Source organism: Fulvivirga ulvae (assembly GCF_021389975.1).
GTDB lineage: Bacteria > Bacteroidota > Bacteroidia > Cytophagales > Cyclobacteriaceae > Fulvivirga > Fulvivirga ulvae.
Map to the genome: position 1 here is coordinate 332,177 of NZ_CP089981.1, position 20,912 is coordinate 353,088.

The window sequence follows — 20,912 nt, forward strand, 5'->3', positions numbered from 1 at the left end:
GTTTTTCATTCAACCAAATCAACATTTATTCGTTAGACATAGGATAAGTAAATCAACTAAAACAACTAAACAACTTACTATTATGGCACTTAGACTAGGAGATACTGCGCCAGATTTTACGGCAGAGACCTCAGAAGGTAAAATCAGCTTCCATGAATGGCTGGGCGACAGTTGGGGCTTGTTATTTTCGCACCCTGCCGATTATACGCCGGTTTGTACTACTGAGCTGGGCACTACAGCTAAACTTAAGGAAGAATTTGAAAAGAGAAATGTAAAAGTAGTAGCACTGAGTGTCGACGATGTAGAGTCTCACCAGGGCTGGATCAAAGACATCAATGAAACCCAAAATACTACGGTGAATTTTCCGATCATTGCCGATCCCAAGCGTGAGGTTTCTACCTTGTATGATATGATCCACCCTAATGCAGACAACAGTTTAACCGTAAGATCAGTATTCATCATAGATCCGGCTAAGAAAATAAAACTGATCATCACCTACCCTGCATCAACAGGTAGAAATTTTGACGAGTTACTCAGGGTAATCGACTCTCTGCAACTTACAGCAAACTACAGTGTGGCAACACCTGCTAACTGGAAGCACGGCGAAGACGTGGTAATAGCACCAGCCATTACCGATGCGGAAATTCCCGCCAAATTTCCTAAAGGGCATAAATTGATCAAACCTTATTTGAGAACTACGCCTCAGCCGAATCTGTAATTCAAACAATCAACATACCAAAAAAGCCATCCACAAACACTGAGGATGGCTTTTTTAGTAATAAAACCTACTACAACTATCCTCTCTCGCAGATTCCGGAATAGACGCAAAATTTACACTTCGACTCATCATCTGTCTGATCAAACGGTACTAATGGGTTAAATATCTCACCGATCAATTCTTTGAGTAAAGCCGTGTATTCATCAAGAAATATTGCAGCATTGTCAACCTTGCCCATGGTTTTATGCCGGAGCATTACATCTTCCCCCATAAACAGGGCATCTTTATTGAAAACTGCGGGCACCATTAAATCAGTAGGCTGCTTTTTATATTGGTAAAGCAAGGCATAGTAAAAGGTTTGAAACGCTGCTTTGTTTTTCTTCTTCCTGTCAAAAAGCTCCTCAATATTTTCAAAAAGATGCTTGTCCTGGCCAGTTTTATAGTCGATCAGCCTGACTTTCCCGTTCTTTTTATCCAGCCGGTCTATGGTACCTCTTAGGCCAACCTTAATGGGCTCCTTCTCGTTACTGATGTCGTTGTCAATTTTCAGGTCCAGTTCATACTTTTGCTCAGCACCAATAAACTCAAATGGCGCATACTGTTCATCAAGCATTAGTATGCTCTTCATAAAATCCTTGATGATCTCTTTAGCAATGATGTTTTTCCCTTCAAAGTAGAATTTCCTATCTTCATTTACGGCAAACTGCTGTCTGAAAGCCTTGACAGCCGCATCATCAATCCTCTTTTTCAGTGCTTTAACATCAGATTTTTCAATGAACTGCTTGCCCTTATGCACGTCCAGATAATCCAGGTAAAGCACCTCCATGGCGTAATGTAGCACATTACCTAACGACCTCGCGTCCACATCCTCGTCCATATCATCCTGCTCATAAAGGTCGGCCACATAGCGGAAATAGAACATCAACCGGCAATCCAGGTAGGTATTGAGTGCCGAAGGGGAAAGCCTCTTTAAAGGAGGGCGCTGGGCTGTTTCCAGAAAGCGAGATAAGCTCTGTATAACCAGCTCATCTTTATCAATGGCAATAATCCTTGAGTCATCAATCTCAGCATAGTTCGCCAGCACCTGCATATTGATCTTTAGGTTTGATTCGTGGATAAGCTGTTGCAAAAAGCGGCTCATCTCCTCTCCCCCGAGGTCATTGCCTTCGGTATTGTAATAAAGGTCAATATGCTTTGGCCGTTGAAGCAACCGGTAAAACAGGTAAGCATATATAGCATCCTGCTGATCATAGTTAGGCAGGCCATACGCCTTTCTCAGGTTGTAGGGTACAAATGAATGCTTACCTCCCTGTGAAGGAAAAAAGTCTTCATTCATACTCAGCACAAATACATGTTCAAAATCGAGATTACGCGTTTCCAGCACACCCATGATCTGCAACCCCTTCAACGGCTCACCGGTAAACGGAAGCCGCTCAGTCCTTACCAACTGCTTGAACAGCCGGCTGAAAGAAGCCAAATCCGTCTTCTGCCCTACCGCCTGCAGCAACTCGGCATAGCGGTTCAATATCTGATAAAAATGATGGATGTATTCAACCTCCATGGTATTCTCTTCCCGCTCTGAGAGGCCGTGCAGTGCCAGCAGGATGTCCGACAAATAAGTAATGAGATTGTCCTCAGCCGGCTTAAATATGCTTCTGATCACAGGTTCATCGATGAAATCAGCATCGGTGAGAAATACTTTATTGTTTTTAATGATGTCTTCCGCCAGGCGCTCCAGCCCCTGCGGGTTATGTGGCACAATCATCGGGTGCTTGATGATCGCCAGTACAGGTTTGAAGTTATAAAGTACATGGCCGTCGGGATCTTTGCGGATAGCCTTTTGCAGATCCAGTATATGCTCTATGAGGCTGTTGACCGGTGCGTATGCCAGAGGGAACCCCATGGTAACGTTGATGGCTTCCACCTCTTCCGGTAAAGAATGTAGTACCGGAAAAAGCAGCGCCTCATCCGCCAGCACAACGGCGATCTTGCGAAGGTCCATACCCGGATTTTCCCTGAGCAACTGCCCCAGCTTCTGCCCTACTACTTTAGCTTGTCCTACATGTTGAGGCACACCGATAATGTTGATCTGTTTCTCGTCACCTTCGAGATATAAGGGGTTTTCTTTAGGAAAAGACGGTGCAAATGTATTGGTTTCCTTGTAGCCTCTGAGGAAATGGCCTGCTTCCTGGTGCCTGTTCCTCATGTAGTAATCATCCAGGTCCCATACTATGCTGGCCTGCCTGTTTTTAATAAACCAGCTTATGATCTTTTCTTCGGCCAGGTTTAAAGCATTGAAACCAGCAAATACCACCGGGCCGTCGATATTCCTGAAATTTATCTTACCTATATTGTCTGCCACATACCGGTATTGCATACCCTCATAGGCCAGGCTTTCGTCCTTAAGGGACTTCTGAAAACTGGCGTATACTTTATAGAGGCGGTCCCATACAAACTCAAAGCGCTCCTTTTCTTCAGATTTACTTTTATCAAACCCCTGCCAAAACCGTTGAATGATTTCCTTCTGCTCCGGTTGTAGAAAATCAAAAGTGAGATCGAGCTGTTTCTGTCTGCTTAGGTTAGTGTACAGGTTCTCAGGGTTTACCAGGTACTTATCAATGTCATCAAAATCCTTGAGCAGCATCTGCCCCCAGTAATAAAACCGGTCGAAGCCTTCACCCGTTTTCATTACTTTGGTATAGACCTCAAAAAGCCTGTGCGTCAGAAACAGCTTATCGGCGATTTGTGAAGAAGACTGATAAGCAATAAAATCCTGAAACGAAAGAATTCTCGGCGACCACACTGGCCCGGTGATTTCCTGTTTTATATGTTCACGAAAAAACAAACCTGCCCTTCTGTTGGGAAATATCACGGTTACTGAACCGAGGTTCTTGCCATGATCATTTACCAGTTTCTGCGCTACCTGCTGTAGGAATGTTTTCATTTAGCTTTTTTAATCTTTTTTTCTGCAGCTTCTGCGGTAATTGAGGTTTGTGCTATCAACTTCGGGACCCCGGCACAGGGCCGGCACTCCCCGATCTAAATTTAAGGCTTACCCCACCGCTTCCACTTTATTATCACCAAGATACCACAAATAGGCCTGCACTTTACTATACCCCATTTCACCCAGCAACTGTTTATAATGCTGCATCTGCTTCCTGTCAGCAGCTTTGGGGAGTCCGGTCTTGTAATCAATAATAATCGCAACATCATCCTTCAACAGTACCCTATCCGGCCGGAATTCATCAGCAGGCGTAAGAATAGGCATCTCATTATAAACCTTCCAGCCCCCTCCAAACCATGATCCCGCCGTTTCATTGGCCAACAATTCATCTATCAGGCACTCAATTTGAAGCTTTTGTTCGTCATTCAGCCCTTCCTCGTAATACAAAGCCGTAATGGCCCTGTCCCTGTCTTCCTTTACAGCTATTTTGGATAGCAGCCGGTGCATTAAAATACCATAGTTGATTTTCGTTCTTGCCTCATCTACTTCCACGAACCCCTCTGCCGACTGTTTCACGGTAATTCGTTTTCGCCAGTCAAAATGCTGGTAATGATCAAGCGTAACCCCTGGGGCTGTTGGCTCATGCCTGCTTTTAAACTCAAATTGGCGGTCACCATATTCGAAAACATTATTTTCACCACTCCAATGCTCCTTCAACTCAAAATCACCATCATCCAGCACATTTCTCAGCACCTTTGAAATGCACTTTTTATTATCCGGGGCAAATACCCAAAGGTTATGAACGGCTCGGGTAAATACCACATAGAGTATGTTCAGGTTATCCAGGTGTGCCTTGATCTTTTCTTCCTCATAAGCTTCCTGATAAAAGGTGTCCATCAAATCCTTTTTGTATTTCATAGGAAGGTGTCCCACATTAAATGGCACCTGATCCGTTGCACTCCACATGATCGGTGAGCGCTGATGATCAATTTCCCAGTCACAAAAAGGCACAATTACTGCCGGATATTCCAGTCCCTTGGCTTTGTGTATCGTCAATATCCGCATGGCATCAAGGTCATCGGCCACTTTAATACTTTCCTTGGAAGCACGCTCCTCCCACCACTCCAGGAAAGATGAAATGTCCCCTTTTTCATTTTGCGAAAATTTCAATATCAGGTCCTGAAAAGTTTGAAGGTAGGCAAATTGCCCGGCCAGTTTATTGGCCTCAAAGATGTTGATCAGCGTTTCTACAAGTTCGTAAAACGGCAAGTACAACAGCGCATGTAGCTTTTCAAGAAACTCCGGAGGAAAAAAATCGGCAAACTCCCGGACTGATACACTTTGGAATAGTTTACTCAAAGGAATTTCGTCCTTTTTAATGGCTTTCCGGTATTCATAAACCAGTTCGGCCTTTACCACCTTGTCTTTTCTGTCGTGCAAATGCCGGAGTGCGGCTATGACAACCCTTACCGCGGGTGAAGCTGCCAAAAACAGTGATTCATTGGATACTACATCGTACCGGTAACCCTCTTTGGCTTTGCCTGACTGCTCGTAGTCAGAAAGGAAATCAGCTACATCCTTCCCTTCTTTGTTACGCCTTACAAGTATAGCTATATCTTTTAATGGAACGCCTTTGTCCTGTAGTTCCTCCACTATCAAAGGGAGACGCTCCGCCACCTGGTCCTTCCACTTTTCATCCTCGTCATCCTGCAAAAAGGTGATATTAACATAACCTCCCGGCCTCGCCTGTTTGTGGGGCGCTATGTGTTGGTAAGTGTCTTCATACACCTTATTTAAAACCTGCCACTCCTCAGAGTCTACAGTACCACCTTCGCTCATCATGGCGGCCGATATTCTTTTAAAAAGGCTGTTATTGAAGTTCACAATGTTGGCTTCACTTCTAAAGTTGGTATCCAGCACTTCATTGGCCGTACGCTCCTGCCCTATATCCTGCTCTATTTTGTTCAGCAAAAGGTCCCAATCCCCGCCACGCCAGCGGTAGATGGATTGTTTTATGTCCCCTACCACAAGATTCTTATAGCCCTGCGCCAAACTATCTTCCACCAAAGGCCGGAAACTATCCCACTGAAATCCCGAAGTATCCTGAAACTCATCAATCAGATAGTGATTATAAAAAGACCCTACTTTTTCATATACAAAGGGCGTATCCGAATCCTTCACAAGCTCTTTTAGGAAGCGAGTAGCATCGGATATCAGCATCACGTCATTCTCCTTTTTATATTCCTGGAGCTTCCGTGTGAGGTCGGCCAGCAGCCCGTAGCCATAAATGAATTTCTTAATCTGCAAAGCGGTGTTGTACAAGGTATGCCTCTCCTCATAATAGCGCACAGTATCGTTAAGTAAAGCTTCCAGGCCATTGCCCAACACTGCGTCCAGCACATCTGCTTTTTTTGAGGTTTTTGAATACCAGCTCCCCGTGCCATCAAGTGCATTGGTAAGGATAGCTGTTGGGGCATACTTCTTCTGGTCTTTACAAATCTTATGCAAGTGGAACATTACTCCCTTTGCTCCCCGATAGAAGTCCGCTACCGTCACTCCATATTTATCCATCAGCTCCAGCCCTGACCTGCCGTATTCGTCCATTTGCTCCTCAAAGGCCGTGATGATTTCGTCCACCGAACTCTTTAACTGGCGCGTAAGGTTTTTATCCTGCTCCGCTATTTCATCTTCTATACTTTTGAAATTCTCTGCAAAGATCTCCTGCGCCAGTTGGCGAATATTTTTCCGCACATCCCAGTTGCTACCCTCCTGCAAGTTTTCTCTGGCAAATTTTATCAGCCAGTCCCTGATTTGCTTATTGTCCGTTACTTCTAGCAGCAGATCATCTACAATTTGAATAAGGATCAGGTCAAAATTCAGCTCCAGCCGGTAGCTGCCGGCCAGCCCCAGCTCTTTGGCAAAGCTCCTGATCACCTTCTGAAAAAAAGTATCGATGGTACTGACTGAAAAATGCGAATATCCATGAAGGATCTCTGTAAGCAGTTCGCTGCACTTTTGCTCAAAAGTATAGCTATCCAGGCCGGAGTACTGCATCAGCTCTTCCGCCATGCTGTCAAACTTACCATGCCCGAATTCATCCAGCTTTTGAATGATACGGTTTTTCATTTCCTGCATGGCCTTGTTAGTAAATGTAACGGCCAGAATGTGCCTAAAATACCGATTGCTCTTCAATGCCAGTTTAAGATACTCCTTTGTCAGGGTATAGGTCTTTCCTGAGCCGGCAGATGATCGATAAATGACAAATTTCTTTTGAGACATGCTTTGTAAAATTAGAGCAATGATCAATGAAATGAAAAAGCTTCTAAAAATATAGTGGATACTTTTACATTTAATTCGTATATTCCTTTACCAAAATTCAACCCTAATGCTTACCCCATGATAAGACATCTGCCTTTTTTACTAGCCCTCACCTGTACAGTATTTCTTAATACAGGATGTAGCTCCGACGATGTTGATGACCTTACAACCATCACCATAGATTCGGAGCTAGAGCAAAGTTTTCAGGTTTCCGTAGCGGAAACGGGGCCTACTACTGTTAACTCAGAAAAAACTTTTGATGCAACCTCCGACGCACAGGTGCTGAACTTCGGAGAAAAGATCAGCGGTTATGAGATGGACTCCTTAACACTGGAGTTTACATCATATGTAGGTTCGGCAGATATAAATCTTGACAACGCTTCCCTCACTATTAAAAAAGCTGATGGAAGCAGTCTGGGTTCATTTACATTAGTACCTTCCGGCAACTTACAGGCAATCAACCTGAAAGAATTTGATGATAATAACGTAGTTATTACAATAACATTTGACGCTACATCTACACAAGCGATAGCCGATGCATTCCTGGCTGACAATAAGATCAGTATTGCGGTAACTGCATCCGTAGACGGGCAACCGGCTGACTTTACGGTGGAAGCAATTTTATATTTGAAAGTATCCGGTTCACTGGCAAGCTGACGAAAACCGGTAAAAGAACAAAAGCTGCTTCAATGTTGGGAATAACTTTTGAAGCAGCTTTTTTATTTTCAGAGACCACTTACTTCTACATCGGAAGCAATCTTTTTCACAAGACCCTGCAAAACCTTACCAGGTCCACACTCTACGAACCTGGTAGCTCCGTCCGCAACCATTTGCTGTACTGATTGTGTCCACCTAACAGGCGCGGTAAGTTGTGAAATCAGGTTTTCCTTGATCTCATCTACATTAGTCGACGGTTTGGCATTCACGTTTTGGTAAACAGGGCAAATGGGCTGGCTGAATGTAGTATTTCTAATCGCTTCGGCCAATTCTTCACGGGCCGGCTCCATCAGAGGAGAGTGGAATGCTCCACCTACGGGTAAAGGCAGTGCCCTTTTTGCTCCGGCTTCCTTCATACGCTCACAGGCAATTTCAATTCCTTTGTTAGTACCTGAAATAACCAATTGTCCCGGGCAATTGTAGTTAGCAGCTACCACCACCTCATCGATTCCTTCGCAAATCTCTTCGACTTTAGCGTCATCCAGCGCTAGTACTGCTGCCATGGTTGAAGGGTTCATTTCACATGCTTTTTGCATGGCCATAGCCCTTTGAGATACCAGCCTCAGGCCATCTTCAAAAGACAGGGTTTTGTTGGCCACTAAAGCAGAAAATTCACCCAGGGAGTGTCCGGCAACCATATCCGGTTTAAAGTCTTCAGTGGTTTCGGCCAGTACTACTGAGTGCAAAAATATAGCAGGCTGAGTCACCTTGGTTTGCTTAAGCTCATCGGCCGTGCCTTCAAACATTATATCCGTTATTCTGAAACCAAGGATCTCATTGGCTCTCTCAAATAGCTCCTTGGCTTTTGCATTACTTTCATAAAGCTCTTTACCCATTCCGGGGAACTGCGCCCCTTGACCGGGGAATACATATGCTGTCATAAGTTTCGTTTTAAGTCAGGACGCCAAAATTAAAGATTTTTTAATAAGCATCTAAAAATCTTTGTTTCAATTCAGGGTTGGGCATCCTGCATGCATCCTGTCTGCCAAACCATTTGTACCGGTTGGCAGCGATCAGATCATAAACAGCATCGCGTATGAAGCGGGGTAAAATTTTGAATATGTAAAGTAACTTCCAGCCTCCCGGAAGCTGCCTGGCGATGTGAAGGGCTGCATCGCTTTTGTCCATTAGCTTGCCTGATTTTGTAATGACCACTATGCTATTTAAAGCCTCAGGATCATAATTGTAGCTGAGTAATATCTCTTTGGACTTCTCTGATTGTAGTGATCCAAAAACAAACCTTTTTACATGATCTCTGTCAAGCACAAAATTGACTGTTCCATTGCACAGGTTACAAACTCCATCAAATAAGATGAGATCTTTACCGTGGATTACATTTGTCAACGGACTATATGTACCCATCCTTTTAGCCGTTCTGTGGCATTCTCAGGATCGACCGTGTCATAGGTAACGTTAGCTTCATAGAAGTATACACCTGATGAAAGTTCATTACCATCGTCACTCTTGCCATCCCAGTTAATAAATATGGTGTTTTCGGTACCTGCTCTTCCCTTATATGAATAAACCTGTGTACCCCATCGGTTGAATACCCTGAAATCCACCGACTCTACAAACCTCACACATAGATCAGTTTGGTGTTTTTCAAAAGATTCCGCTCCGAATGGCCTGAAAACATCATTCATTTCATCTCCATTTCCCGGTGTAATAATATTGGGCAATACATATTTATAGCAGTTATCGACACAAAAATCTTCACTAAACTCACTTTCATTGCCAGACCGGTCTATAGCCTTTACTTTGTAGCATCCCTTGAAAGAGTTACCCAAAGGAACCGCACTAAATTCGTCATGTATATAGAAGGTATCTTTCACTGAGGCTAGTAACTGAAATTCCGCCCCCTGAGTGCTGGCGTAATAAAGTTCGTAAACACTAACATCATCCTGGCAATTATCAATAAATTCAGTAGACCAGTTTAATACATTTCGGTATATCGCGTTGGCCAGATCACACCGCTGGTTTTTAACAAATTCTTCACAAGTGAGCCCGGTCAGGGTTAACTTTGGAGCACACGGAGGTATGGAATCACTCGGCTGTGCACAGACCATCTGAGAGAAATTTAAAAGAGGTGTGCTAATGGCAGGATTACCATAGGTTCCTTTCGTAAGTATTTTGTAGCAATACACCTGATCATCCCTTAAAGGAGTATTATTAAACTGACCAGAGTCTACATAAACAAAGCCATTTAAGTTTACATCTACCTCATCGATTAATTGCAATTCCGCATCAGTATCACCCAACTCCCCTCTGTAGATTAAATGTCGGCTATCGGGAGGGAACGGAATAACGTTGGACCACGGAACTTCGGCACTCCAGCGTAGCTCTATCCTCTGAAACTGAGGTACCGGCTCCAGTCTAACTGAAGAAGCCACCGCTGAAAAGATCGGGTCCTCATCACCTACTACTGCATTTGGAGCCTCAAGTTCTATTCGGTAATTATATACTTTATCGGTAGTGTTCAATCCTGTATCCCTGAACTCCAGCTTATCGGTAGTGGCAGTTGCTATTTCCACACTATGTACTTCCACCATATTAGCATCTCCGGTAAACCCTTCGGCTCTGTAGACTTTATAAATATATGGCCGAGGATACACCACATCATCAATTTCGTAGGGTTCTCTCCAGGCAACTAATATCTCTCCATTCGATTCACCGGTTTTCTCTACGGATACATTGGTGATTATAGGATCTTCCGCAGGAACAAATTCAAAACAAAGTTCATCAGAGACAATACTCTCCCCACCGGCAGGCTGTGCAAAAGTTGCCACCAGTCTGTAGCAGTATTTGGCTGCGGCTGCAAGGTTAAGGTCTTTGTATGAAGTAGCACTGGCGTCTATTTCATTAATCATTTTGTATCCTGCATTTTCTCGTATTCCTGTTTCACAATCATCAGGAGTGTAAGGGTTGCTGTCTACTCTTCTCCATATCTGTATCTGATCGGCATTGGGGCAGATGTACGGATCCCAGTTAAGTAAAATACCCTGACCGTCCTGCTGTACGGAAGTAAAATCCGGCTTCGGTCCCACAACTGTGATATTCCAGGTAGCGAAGCTTACCAACTTCGGTCCTTCAGCAGGATTGTCTGTAATTTTGAATACCACCTGATACGGCTGGTCCCTGATATCAAGACACTCAGTTTCCCAGGTAAACCTCAGTTCTGCAGGAGGGTTTGAAGGCTGGAATGAACCGTCATCAGGGTCAACGCTTGCACCAAGGTCAAATACCTGAGAGAACGCCTCTATTTTAACATTATCATTATTGGGATCTGTTCCAAATATTACCTCGTCTATAGTTTCACCCGCTTCCACACATATGTCTTCAGGTATTTGCAGTTCAGGCCTTTCATTATCGCAATCCTCAACTATGATTTGCATATCTCTGGTTACAAAACCAAGCTTGAACCAATCGCCATTGATTTTCCTGTATTCTTTAACAATAAAAGCAACATTGTATTCACCAATGGCTCCTGGTGCATCCCATTTCAGCTCACCGGTAACAGGGTTGATACTAAATGTAGGAGGACCATTCAGGTTTTCATTACCCTGGTTAAAGTTTTCATAAAAGCCCTGGGCATTAGGGTCTACATAGCCGTCCACTACAGTACCGACCTCCTTTTTAGGAATAACCAATTCAAAGGCTATACTATCCCCATCAGGATCATAAGCTCCGGGATTGTGGAAGAAAGCCACCCCTGGACAAGCTCTGTCTATGGGAGGAATAAGTAAAACCGGGGAATTGTTACAACCCAGGAACGGGTCAATATTGATTTCTGTCTCAACATAAAATGTGGTATTAACCGAGTTATCAATATTCAATACACCTTCATTACGGTTGGGCTCCACATAGCCAATAACATATTTGCCGGGCGAGGAATAGGTATGTTCAATAGTGAAGGAAGCAGTGGCCACCTGAGGGCCGAGATCCGAACGATCATTATTATCTATCTGTGGTAACTGAATGGGATCAGTACCGTCACCAAAATCCAGAAAACCGTCGCCGAATTTGACTTCAGAACCGGTATCGGTAAATACTATAATGGTGATGCGGAATGTAAGGCTTTGGCAATTGACACGCTCTACTATAATCTCTCCTGCTCTCAAGTGTGTTGCCATTACTTCTTGAAAGAAGGAAACTATTAACAGTATAGCCAACGACAAAAATACCTTAACTCTCCGGGTAAAACTGTTATAAATCAATTTTATTGAGATAAAATGTTACGACTTGAAAACAATGAACACTAAATTTAATCAATTAGTTTTGTACTAACTATTAAGTGCTTGCAAAAATCATACACGGTTGATTTTTGAAGATAAACGCAATCAGCCAAATTAAAGATTCATAAAAATGAGAGTTATTGGAGAAATACCACATGCGTCTTGCAAAATTACAATATTTCACTGGAATGGTAAGTATATCGTTAAGATAGAGCAGGGTCTGCTGGAGCAATCATTCAAAATAGATGAGACCGAATTAGCTGACCCAGAAGAAATAAAAAAGATACTGAATGAGGGCTTTATGCAATCGGTGCTTAGAAGGTTTCGGGACATGCATATCGACCTGATGAATTCACTGGAAACGATATAAGCTATGTTTGTGGAAGGCGAGGCAGTACTTGCATTTTGTTATATTGGCAAAAATGGCGACAATAAAAATGTTTGTTACCTGACAAAGGAAAACCTGCTGATCAGATATAGAAACCGGCTGGAATCATTTAACCATGAAGCTATAAATAGTATAAGTTTTGAACATAAAATATTACTTTTTCCACTGGTTATTGGCGGCATAATTACACCATTAAGTGTACACGGCCTGCTTAATACCTTTATTAACCCGTGGATTCTTCTTATATCCATGGTTTCTGGCTTATTTCTTATGTACTATGGCTGGGAGGGCTCTTCCACTATGACTATAAAGACTAAGGTTAAAGATTATGATTTCTTTATTAGGCAGGTCTCTGCTAACCTGAAGGCTTTTGCAGAATATGTACAGCATTACATTTCTGATGACGTAGGCGCCAGAAGATTCTATTTTATAGTTAATAAAACAATCTGGGAAAACACTAAGGAAAGCGGGTTGTTTAGAATTTCACAGCCGCTAAATCTATTCAGCTGGAAGGAGGTTCGACATGTAAACTTAACAGAAGAAGAAGTAATACTCGCCATTGACCCTACAGAAAGTGATTTTCAAATTTCTTTTGCACAGTCTCCTGACAAAAAGGGCCTGCAACCTCAGGTTACAAATAGCTTACCGGCGGGAGATATCCATGAAGTAACGGGCTGGAATTAGTTCTTTCTGATTATATTTGAAATTCCCAAAATAAGACAACAATGCCAAAAGGCAATTCTAAAGATAAATCATATAAACCCATTCTTCCCGGCACCAGCGACTGGCCGGTGGTGCAACTGAGCAGAAACAGGAAACAGTTTATAGCCAAAGTAGTAGAAGAGGCTTTTATCAAGATTACAGATGCCAACCCTGGCAGACAGGAGCTTCGCGAAGAGCTTGAATCAACGCTTTATCAGGAAAAACTTCGCATAAAGCAAAACCCATGGAGAGTAGATCCCCGGGATGATTACAGATTTTGGGAGCATGTCAAAAATGAGCTTGTAGAGCTTGCCTCTGAGCATGAAGCCCGGGAAAAGGAAGAAGACATACTTAAACGTGTAGTATCCCGCTATGCTCATGAAATAGCCGGAAACTTTAAAAAAACGAGATATCAGTTAACCCGAGAAATGGTAAAGTTTGGTTTCGCCAGACTGCTTAATGCCACACGCGTAAAAAGATTTGGAGCCTTTTTCCGAAACGAATATACTCTGAGAGACAAAATCCAGATAACAGGAAAAGCCAAGCAACTGCGCCGACTAGCCAGAAAGGGGACCGTTGTAATGGTGCCCACTCACTTCAGCAACCTCGACTCTATCCTGATCGGGTGGATCATACACGTTCTGGGGCTGCCTGCTTTCATCTATGGCGCCGGACTCAACCTGTTCAACATAAAGATTTTTGCATACTTTATGAATAGCCTTGGGGCCTATAAAGTCGACCGGAGAAAGAAAAACTTTATATATCTTGAAACACTAAAAATGTATTCTACCCTGGCAATCCAGGAAGGAGCGCATAGTTTATTTTTCCCAGGTGGAACAAGATCACGATCTGGAGAAATAGAAAGTTCGCTAAAACTGGGGCTGCTGGGCACTGCAATGGAAGCTCAAAGATCCATTTACATGAAACATCCGAACGGTGACGGCAAAAAGATTTTTATAGTTCCGGTAACAATCAATTATAACTTCGTATTAGAAGCACCGTCTTTAATTAACGAACACCTCGAACGACAGGGAGGTGAAAAGTATTATGTGGAGAGTGATGAGTACTCCACTTCATATAATATGATCAAATTCCTGATCAAGTTCTTCACTAAAGGTTCTGATATATCAGTATCCATCGGCAGAGGTATGGACCTGTTGGGCAACTATGTTGATGATGATGGAAATAGTATTGATAAGCATGGCAGGTTTATTAACACCCGTGATTATTTCACATCGAACGGGGAGATCAATGCTGATAAGCAACGGGAAGAAGAATACACGAGGCGCCTAAGCCAGATCATAGTTAAAGAATACCATAAAATAAACAGGGTTTTCGCAAGTCATCTGGTTGCATTCACGGCTTTCAGATTATGGAGGAAACAGCACTACAAGCTTGATCTGTATGACTTTCTGAGGCTGCCTGAAGAAGAAATGGTGATCAACTATGATGAATTTAAAACCCAGTTCAAGAAAGCAAGAAAGCATGTATTCAAACTAAAAAAACAAAATAAGGTCAATGTTGCCGCTCACCTGAAAGGGAATATTGATGATGTTATTAAAATGGGTATCGACAATGTGGGCATGTACCACAGTAAACGCCCGCTGCTTACAGACAAGGCTGGTAACATTATCACCAAAGACCTTAATACTTTGTATTACTATCACAACCGTATGAATGGCTATGACCTCGAAAAGTATATCTAAAAAGCCAGTTGGCGTAATCGGTGCAGGAAGCTTCGGATCGGCCATTGCCAACATACTTGCTGAGAAAAGTGAGGTTCTGCTGTATGCCCGTGACAGTAACACGGTCAGAAAAATAGCTGAGAACAAAGAAAACCGGGGTCATAAGCTACATACCAATGTCACTCCCACCGGAGATCTGAGTTACCTTGCCAATTCCTGCGACATCATATTTCCCATTGTACCCTCCTCAGCCTTTAGGAGTATGATGCAGCAACTGTCTCCCTACCTCCACCCCTACCACATACTTATCCATGGCACTAAAGGGCTGGATATTTCCCTGCCGCCAGGTGAAACGATTGACTCGGTCCCTTTCCTGACCCGGGAAAATATCAGAACTATGAGTGAGGTGATCATGGATGAGAGTGTGGTAATACGGATAGGCTGCCTTGCAGGGCCTAACCTGGCCAAGGAGATGGCCGCAAACCACCCCGCAGCCACCGTTGTGGCCAGCCATTATAAAGAAGTGATCAGAGAAGGCGAAAAGCTACTCCGCAATGATCGTTTTCAGGTTTACGGCAATAGCGACCTTATTGGTATCGAGTTGGCCGGTGTGCTTAAAAACATTATTGCCATTGCTTCAGGGGCTCTCAGCGGACTTGGTTTGGGTGAGAATGCCAAAGGTCTTCTCATTAGCCGTGGTATGGTAGAAATGATACACCTTGGAAAAGCTATGGGAGGAGAGGTTGAAGCTTTTGTCGGGCTTGCAGGTATTGGTGATCTGGTTACTACCTGTAACAGTACCTTGAGCAGGAACTTTACTGTAGGTCACCGCCTGGCCAAAGGCGAAACTCTCGAAGAGATACTCTCGAATATGGAAGAGGTCGCCGAAGGCGTAAATACAGTACGAATAGCCAAAAAATTCATAGACACTGCCAAGCTCAGAGCACCTATCACTGAGGCTCTTTACGAGGTATTGTTCGAAGGACTCACTGTTGACAAAGCTTTGCAACTTTTAATGCGATATCCCTATAACGTAGACATAGACTTCCTGTAATGTCTGTTAAGTTAAGTGATTGAAATTTTTATTAGCGGTCAAATCCCTGATAAACAAAGAGGGGCTGCAAGTTGCAGCCCCTCTTTGTTTATCCAGGTACTAAAATTTACATTTTAAAAGTTACTTCTGATTTTTTCTGCGACGACTTTAAGCTCGTCTTGCGATGGGTGTAACTTAGGTCTTGTAAAATTAATATCGTCCATAGTATTCAAAGGCACCAGATGCACGTGAGTATGAGGCACTTCGATACCTATCACTGCTACACCGATACGCTTACAGGGTATGGTTTTTTCTATAGCTTTGGCCACACTTTTTGCAAAAACATGCAGCCCTCCGAGCGTATCGTCATCGAGATCGTACATATAATCAACCTCCTTCTTGGGAACTACAAGCGCGTGACCTTCAACTAAGGGGCTAACATCCAAAAATGCTATATAATTATCATCCTCAGCCAGAATGTGCCCGGGAATCTCTCTGTTAATAATCCTGGTAAATATACTTGCCATCAGATACCTATTTCTATAATTTCAAATTCTATTTCACCACCCGGGGTTTGGATTCTGGCAGAGTCTCCCGCCTTTTTGCCCAAAAGACCTTTTCCTATTGGTGATTGAACGGATATTTTGCTGGCTTTCAAATCAGCCTCCTCCTCAGACACCAGGGAATAAGTGAATACCGCACCGTTTTTGGTGTTTTTGATCTTCACTTTCGACAGGATAGAGACTTTTGAAGTGTCTATAGTACTTTCGTCAATAACCCGGGCATTTCCAACGACTTCTTCCAGCTGGGCAATTTTAGCCTCAAGATGGCCCTGAGCATCCTTAGCAGCGTCGTATTCAGCATTTTCGCTTAAATCTCCTTTGTCTCTGGCTTCAGCAATCTGCTTAGCTATATCTGCTCTTCCTTTTGTTTTCAGCTCGTTTAACTCGGCCTTTAGCTTATCTAATCCTTCCTTGGTATAATATGCCACCTTTCCCATATTCTTTAATTTTATTAGCTCTATAAAAAACAAATAACGGTCTCTGGTATGAAACCGTTTATGATCATTTTTCCTTTAAATCTTCTACAAAGGTAACTGTTTCTAACTCATGTTCAAAACAATCGACCTAACTACTTGCCGACGAGTTCGGGTATGTTTGTCTTTATCTGGTTGAGGATTTCATCATCAAACTGAGCCAAATATAGTGTTTTAGCCTTAGTCAGTTGTTCAAAAGTCAACCCCTTTGCTCCACGCAAATCTGCTTTGTATAAACTTGCATTTTCAAAGTTGGCACCTGTAAGATAGCAATTTGTCAGATTCGCTTCCATTAAAAATGCATTTTTAAAATTAGACTTGATCAAAAATGCATTCTCTAGTTGTGCCTTGATCAAATAGGCATCTTTGAAGTTTGCGCCACTGGCATAAGCTCCCTTCAACATGGCCTGATTCAGGTTCGAATTTTCCAGATTGGTCTGGTTCAGCCTTGTATTCTCCAGATTGGTCTCTATCAAAAAAGCATTGGAAATGTCTGCTGAGTTAAGGTTAGAGCCTGCCAAATTAACATAGTTAAGGTTTGTACGAGCCAAATGGCAGTTCACAAGGTTGATCTCATGTATACCATGCCTGTTCAGCCTTTTTATATTACCCACTGTCCTAAAGGCAGCTTCTTCAGACTCCCACAGACGGAAATCATCAATTTCATCTTTATAGGTTCGTATTCGCTGGCGTACCTCTCCATTTTTATTCAGCCAGAATATGAGCATACCGATTACGGCAATATCAAAGATCATACCGTGGGCCTCTGCTAGCACCTGACTAAAAAATGCATTAAAATCTGCCAGATAATAGGGCATACTCAACCCCAATACTATAATCGACAGCACTACGAGTACTATCGCAGAGGTTAGTATGGGTTTTTCAATAATAGAGTTTACGTACTCTTTGAATTTTTTTGTTTGAGTTTTTAGCTGCATCGACAAGACAACGAAAAAATGTACTCCATTTAACTATATTAATAAAAACGCGGCTAAAATTAAAGGTTACACCACAATAAAGTTTGGCTACAATATGTAATAAATTTCATTGAATTCCGTTTATTTCCCTCTTTATTTTATCGATAAGTACATTATTAATCTTTTCATATGACTCATAGGACCACCCGGCTACATGTGGGGTGAGTATGGTTTTGTTCGAATTTACTAAATATTCAAACATTTTTTGCTCGGAAGAAGTAAGATTACTGATTTTTTCGTTCTCAAGTACGTCCAGACCGGCTCCAATTACTTTACCGGATTCTATAGCCTGGCACAAACCGGCGAGAGAGACTATCTCCCCTCTTGCCGTATTAATCAAAAAAATTTTCTTCCTGAATTTATTAATGTAATTAAAATCTACCAGACCCCTGGTTTCCTTTGTCAGTGGTATATGCAAACTAAATATATCTGCACGCTCATATATTTCACCCATGGATGTTTGCCGTACGAAGTCATCCGTACAATCTGTTTTATATTTATCAAAGACGAGCACTTCACAGCCGAACCCTCTCAACTTTTCAGCAAATGCAGTACCCATATAGCCGTACCCAACCAATGCTATCGTTTTGCCACTCAACTCATACCCCCTGTTACCCTCACGGTCCCAAACCCCTGACCTAACCTCTCTGTCAGATTTAACTATATTATTAAGAAGTCCCAAAAGCAATCCCATACAATGTTCACCGAGGGCATTTCTATTACCTTCGGGAGCATTGAGTATTTTTATATTACGCCTGTTTAACGCCTCTTCATCAAGGTTATCAATACCGGCTCCCGCCCTACCTACAAATTTCAGTTGTTTTGCCTGCGTCACGAGTGCTTCATCAACGCGGGTTTTACTTCTGATGATCAGTCCTTCATAATTATGGATAATATTCATAATCCCGTCCCTGGCAATGGTAGGTTGATAATCAGGCTCCAGGCCTGCAGCCAAAAGGAGTTCCTCGATATTATCATACATGTAATCAACAATAAGACACTTCATTATAACATAAGATGTACGGTATAAAAATATATTGCAAGACCTAGCAAGTCATTAGTCGTGGTAATAAAAGGACCGGAAGCCAACGCCGGGTTGAAACCGAACTTATTTAATATTAAAGGCGTGATAGTTCCCATGAAAGATGCTATAAGCACTACGCAAAAAAGCGCTATCGAAACTACCACCGCGAGGTTCTGAGTTCCTCCGGAAATAACGTTACCTCCATAAACAAGCACCGCCAGTACGGCACCGTTTAGTGCGGCCACCATAAAAACTTTTATGAGTCTTTTCGCCAGGCTGTCGCTAAATGCGGAGGGATTAGCCAGACTCTGCACCACGATGGATGAGGACTGAATACCCACATTTCCCCCGGTAGCCTGTATCAAGGGGATGAAAAAGGCAATGGCCGTTATTCTTAACAGCTCATCTTCAAATACCCCGATAAGCATTGCACTTATAAACCCACCAAATACTCCTATTACCAACCAGGGTAGCCTGGCTTTGGTTAACATCCATACACTGTCATCCTCTTCCACATCACCGGAAATACCTGACATGATCTGTCTTTCTTCTTCTGCCTGCTCGGTAATTACGTCTACTACGTCATCAATAGTGATGCGTCCCAGCAGCTTCCCCTGCATGTTAACAACAGGCACCGCTTCAAGATCATACTTACGCATCACCATGGCTACTTCTTCTTCAGACATGTAGGTCTCCACCGAAATAAGCTCCGGCTCATATATGTCTGCGATTTGGGTTTTATCTCCCGCCAGAATGATCCGTTTCAAAGATACTCTGCCCAACAGGCGGTCATTATCATCCACTACATATACAGAATAGAGTTTTTGGACGTTTTCTGCCTGTCGCCGGATCTCTTCGATACACTGTACCACTGACCAGTTAACGTTGGCCTTTATAAGTTCTTTGGCCATTAGTCCTCCGGCCACATCTTCTTCGTACCTTAGCAGGTCAAGAATGTTAGCTTCCTTCTCCTCGTTATCCAGACTGGCAATAACCTCTTCTCGCTCTTTGATCGGCAATTCATTGAGGATATCAACAGCATCATCGGAATCAAGATGGTTTACAATTTCAGTAATTTCACCCGGTTGAAAAACCTTCAGAAAACGCTCTCTAATGTCTTCATCAAGATCATTGATAATCTCGGCTCGGGTTTCAGACGGAAGCAAGTCAATGACATACTTGGAATCCTCGGTATCAAACTCATGTAAAAGTGCGGAAATATCAGCCGGATTCACCCCTTCCAGGATTTCTTTTATAAAACCCTCATCCCTCTCATCAACAGCATGTTGAAAACGCTGACGAAATTCGTTAGATAATTCAAACTTTAGTATTTCCTCCACTTGCTATATCATTTGTAAGTTTTACAAATTCATTAACTGATAAGGTCTCAGCCCGTCTGTTCAGTATGTCCTGCTCTCTGACTTCTTCAGCCAGGTTTAAGGGTTTCAGAGCATTACGCAATGTTTTTCGCCTGTTTTGAAATCCCTGTTTAACCACTTGCTTAAAAAGTACCTCATCACAATTCAGCTTTTTAAGGCCGTTACGCCTGAGCTTTATCACACCTGACTGAACTTTAGGAGGCGGATCGAACACCGAAGCATCTACCGTAAAAAGGTATTCCATATCATAGTATGCCTGAAGCAATACGCTTAATATCCCATAGTCCTTATTGCCGGGTGGCGATACCAGCCTCTTCGCCACTTCTTTTTGCAACATACAAACCACTTCTATAACCTGATCTTTCTCTTCTAGTATTTTAAAGAATATCTGGGAGGAAATGTTATAAGGAAAATTACCTATAATGGCATACTCACCACCAAGAGCATGGTTAAGGTCCATTTTCAGAAAATCTCCCTCGAGAATTTTATTATTTAAATCCGGGAAGTTCTTTTTCAGATAGGCAATTGATTCTGTATCAATATCAATAAGCACCAGGTTTTCTGCATACTTTTCTTCCAAAAAATGTGTAAGTACACCAGTTCCCGGGCCTATTTCCAATATCTTCCTCTGCTCATTATCGACACTCAGTGCATCAACAATATTCCGTGCTATGTTCTGATCCTTTAAAAAATGTTGCCCCAGATGCTTCTTCGGTTTAACCATGCTTTTTTCAATGATTAGAAAATACTTTAACTTGC

17 protein-coding genes are annotated in these 20,912 nt (G+C 42.7%); 6 read left to right on the top strand and 11 right to left on the bottom strand.

Annotated elements, in window-relative coordinates; all coding sequences use genetic code 11:
• Positions 1-82 precede the first annotated feature (82 nt).
• Positions 83-718, top strand: coding sequence for a peroxiredoxin (locus tag LVD17_RS01410; RefSeq protein ID WP_233764262.1), 636 nt, complete (start codon positions 83-85; stop codon positions 716-718).
• Between the two features lie 76 nt (positions 719-794).
• Here the strand turns inward: LVD17_RS01410 and LVD17_RS01415 are convergent, their stop codons facing one another.
• Together LVD17_RS01415 and LVD17_RS01420 are read right to left on the bottom strand one after the other, a co-directional pair.
• A complete protein-coding gene (locus LVD17_RS01415; RefSeq protein ID WP_233764263.1) occupies positions 795-3,662 on the bottom strand; it encodes a PD-(D/E)XK nuclease family protein in 2,868 nt (955 codons plus the stop codon).
• A gap of 108 nt (positions 3,663-3,770) precedes the next feature.
• On the bottom strand, positions 3,771-6,941 hold the full coding sequence (locus LVD17_RS01420; protein WP_233764264.1) for a UvrD-helicase domain-containing protein: 3,171 nt from the start codon (positions 6,939-6,941) through the stop codon (positions 3,771-3,773).
• A 117-nt stretch (positions 6,942-7,058) separates the two neighbouring features.
• Here LVD17_RS01420 and LVD17_RS01425 point away from each other — a divergent pair, with 117 nt between their 5' ends.
• Complete coding sequence (locus LVD17_RS01425) at positions 7,059-7,637, top strand: hypothetical protein (RefSeq protein ID WP_233764265.1); 579 nt, start codon at positions 7,059-7,061, stop codon at positions 7,635-7,637.
• A 68-nt stretch (positions 7,638-7,705) separates the two neighbouring features.
• On the opposite strand, the gene fabD is transcribed toward LVD17_RS01425, so the two are convergent.
• From fabD to LVD17_RS01440, 3 genes are read right to left on the bottom strand one after another with little or no spacing between them, the layout of a single operon-like run.
• On the bottom strand, positions 7,706-8,578 hold the full coding sequence (gene fabD / locus LVD17_RS01430; RefSeq protein ID WP_233764266.1) for an ACP S-malonyltransferase: 873 nt from the start codon (positions 8,576-8,578) through the stop codon (positions 7,706-7,708).
• 40 nt (positions 8,579-8,618) lie between these two features.
• Complete coding sequence (locus tag LVD17_RS01435) at positions 8,619-9,059, bottom strand: thiol-disulfide oxidoreductase DCC family protein (protein WP_233764269.1); 441 nt, start codon at positions 9,057-9,059, stop codon at positions 8,619-8,621.
• On the bottom strand, positions 9,038-11,827 hold the full coding sequence (locus tag LVD17_RS01440) for a T9SS type B sorting domain-containing protein (protein ID WP_233764270.1): 2,790 nt from the start codon (positions 11,825-11,827) through the stop codon (positions 9,038-9,040). Before LVD17_RS01440 ends, LVD17_RS01435 begins: the two co-directional genes overlap by 22 nt.
• Before the next feature lie 232 nt (positions 11,828-12,059).
• Here LVD17_RS01440 and LVD17_RS01445 point away from each other — a divergent pair, with 232 nt between their 5' ends.
• From LVD17_RS01445 to LVD17_RS01460, 4 genes are read left to right on the top strand one after another with little or no spacing between them, the layout of a single operon-like run.
• Positions 12,060-12,299, top strand: coding sequence for a hypothetical protein (locus tag LVD17_RS01445; RefSeq protein ID WP_233764271.1), 240 nt, complete (start codon positions 12,060-12,062; stop codon positions 12,297-12,299).
• Between the two features lie 3 nt (positions 12,300-12,302).
• Complete coding sequence (locus LVD17_RS01450; RefSeq protein WP_233764272.1) at positions 12,303-13,001, top strand: hypothetical protein; 699 nt, start codon at positions 12,303-12,305, stop codon at positions 12,999-13,001.
• A gap of 41 nt (positions 13,002-13,042) precedes the next feature.
• A complete protein-coding gene (locus tag LVD17_RS01455; RefSeq protein WP_233764274.1) occupies positions 13,043-14,725 on the top strand; it encodes a 1-acyl-sn-glycerol-3-phosphate acyltransferase in 1,683 nt (560 codons plus the stop codon).
• The gene (locus LVD17_RS01460) at positions 14,703-15,758 is read left to right on the top strand and encodes an NAD(P)H-dependent glycerol-3-phosphate dehydrogenase (RefSeq protein ID WP_233764276.1); all 1,056 of its coding nucleotides are present in this window, start codon (positions 14,703-14,705) and stop codon (positions 15,756-15,758) included. The genes LVD17_RS01455 and LVD17_RS01460 overlap by 23 nt, the downstream gene beginning before the upstream one ends.
• 113 nt (positions 15,759-15,871) lie before the next feature.
• Here the strand turns inward: LVD17_RS01460 and LVD17_RS01465 are convergent, their stop codons facing one another.
• The 6 genes from LVD17_RS01465 to rsmA form a co-directional block, all read right to left on the bottom strand.
• On the bottom strand, positions 15,872-16,264 hold the full coding sequence (locus LVD17_RS01465; RefSeq protein WP_233764278.1) for an HIT family protein: 393 nt from the start codon (positions 16,262-16,264) through the stop codon (positions 15,872-15,874).
• On the bottom strand, positions 16,264-16,737 hold the full coding sequence (gene greA / locus LVD17_RS01470; RefSeq protein ID WP_233764280.1) for a transcription elongation factor GreA: 474 nt from the start codon (positions 16,735-16,737) through the stop codon (positions 16,264-16,266). The genes LVD17_RS01465 and greA overlap by 1 nt, the downstream gene beginning before the upstream one ends.
• 131 nt (positions 16,738-16,868) lie before the next feature.
• Complete coding sequence (locus LVD17_RS01475; protein WP_233764282.1) at positions 16,869-17,711, bottom strand: pentapeptide repeat-containing protein; 843 nt, start codon at positions 17,709-17,711, stop codon at positions 16,869-16,871.
• 106 nt (positions 17,712-17,817) lie between these two features.
• Complete coding sequence (locus LVD17_RS01480; RefSeq protein ID WP_233764284.1) at positions 17,818-18,756, bottom strand: NAD(P)-dependent oxidoreductase; 939 nt, start codon at positions 18,754-18,756, stop codon at positions 17,818-17,820.
• Positions 18,756-20,114 carry a magnesium transporter gene (gene mgtE, locus LVD17_RS01485; RefSeq protein ID WP_233764285.1) on the bottom strand — a complete coding sequence of 453 codons (1,359 nt, stop codon included), beginning with the start codon at positions 20,112-20,114 and terminating at the stop codon, positions 18,756-18,758. Before mgtE ends, LVD17_RS01480 begins: the two co-directional genes overlap by 1 nt.
• Positions 20,092-20,877: a 16S rRNA (adenine(1518)-N(6)/adenine(1519)-N(6))-dimethyltransferase RsmA gene (gene rsmA / locus LVD17_RS01490; RefSeq protein ID WP_233764286.1), complete on the bottom strand. Its 786-nt coding sequence runs from the start codon at positions 20,875-20,877 to the stop codon at positions 20,092-20,094. Before rsmA ends, mgtE begins: the two co-directional genes overlap by 23 nt.
• Positions 20,878-20,912: the final 35 nt, after the last annotated feature.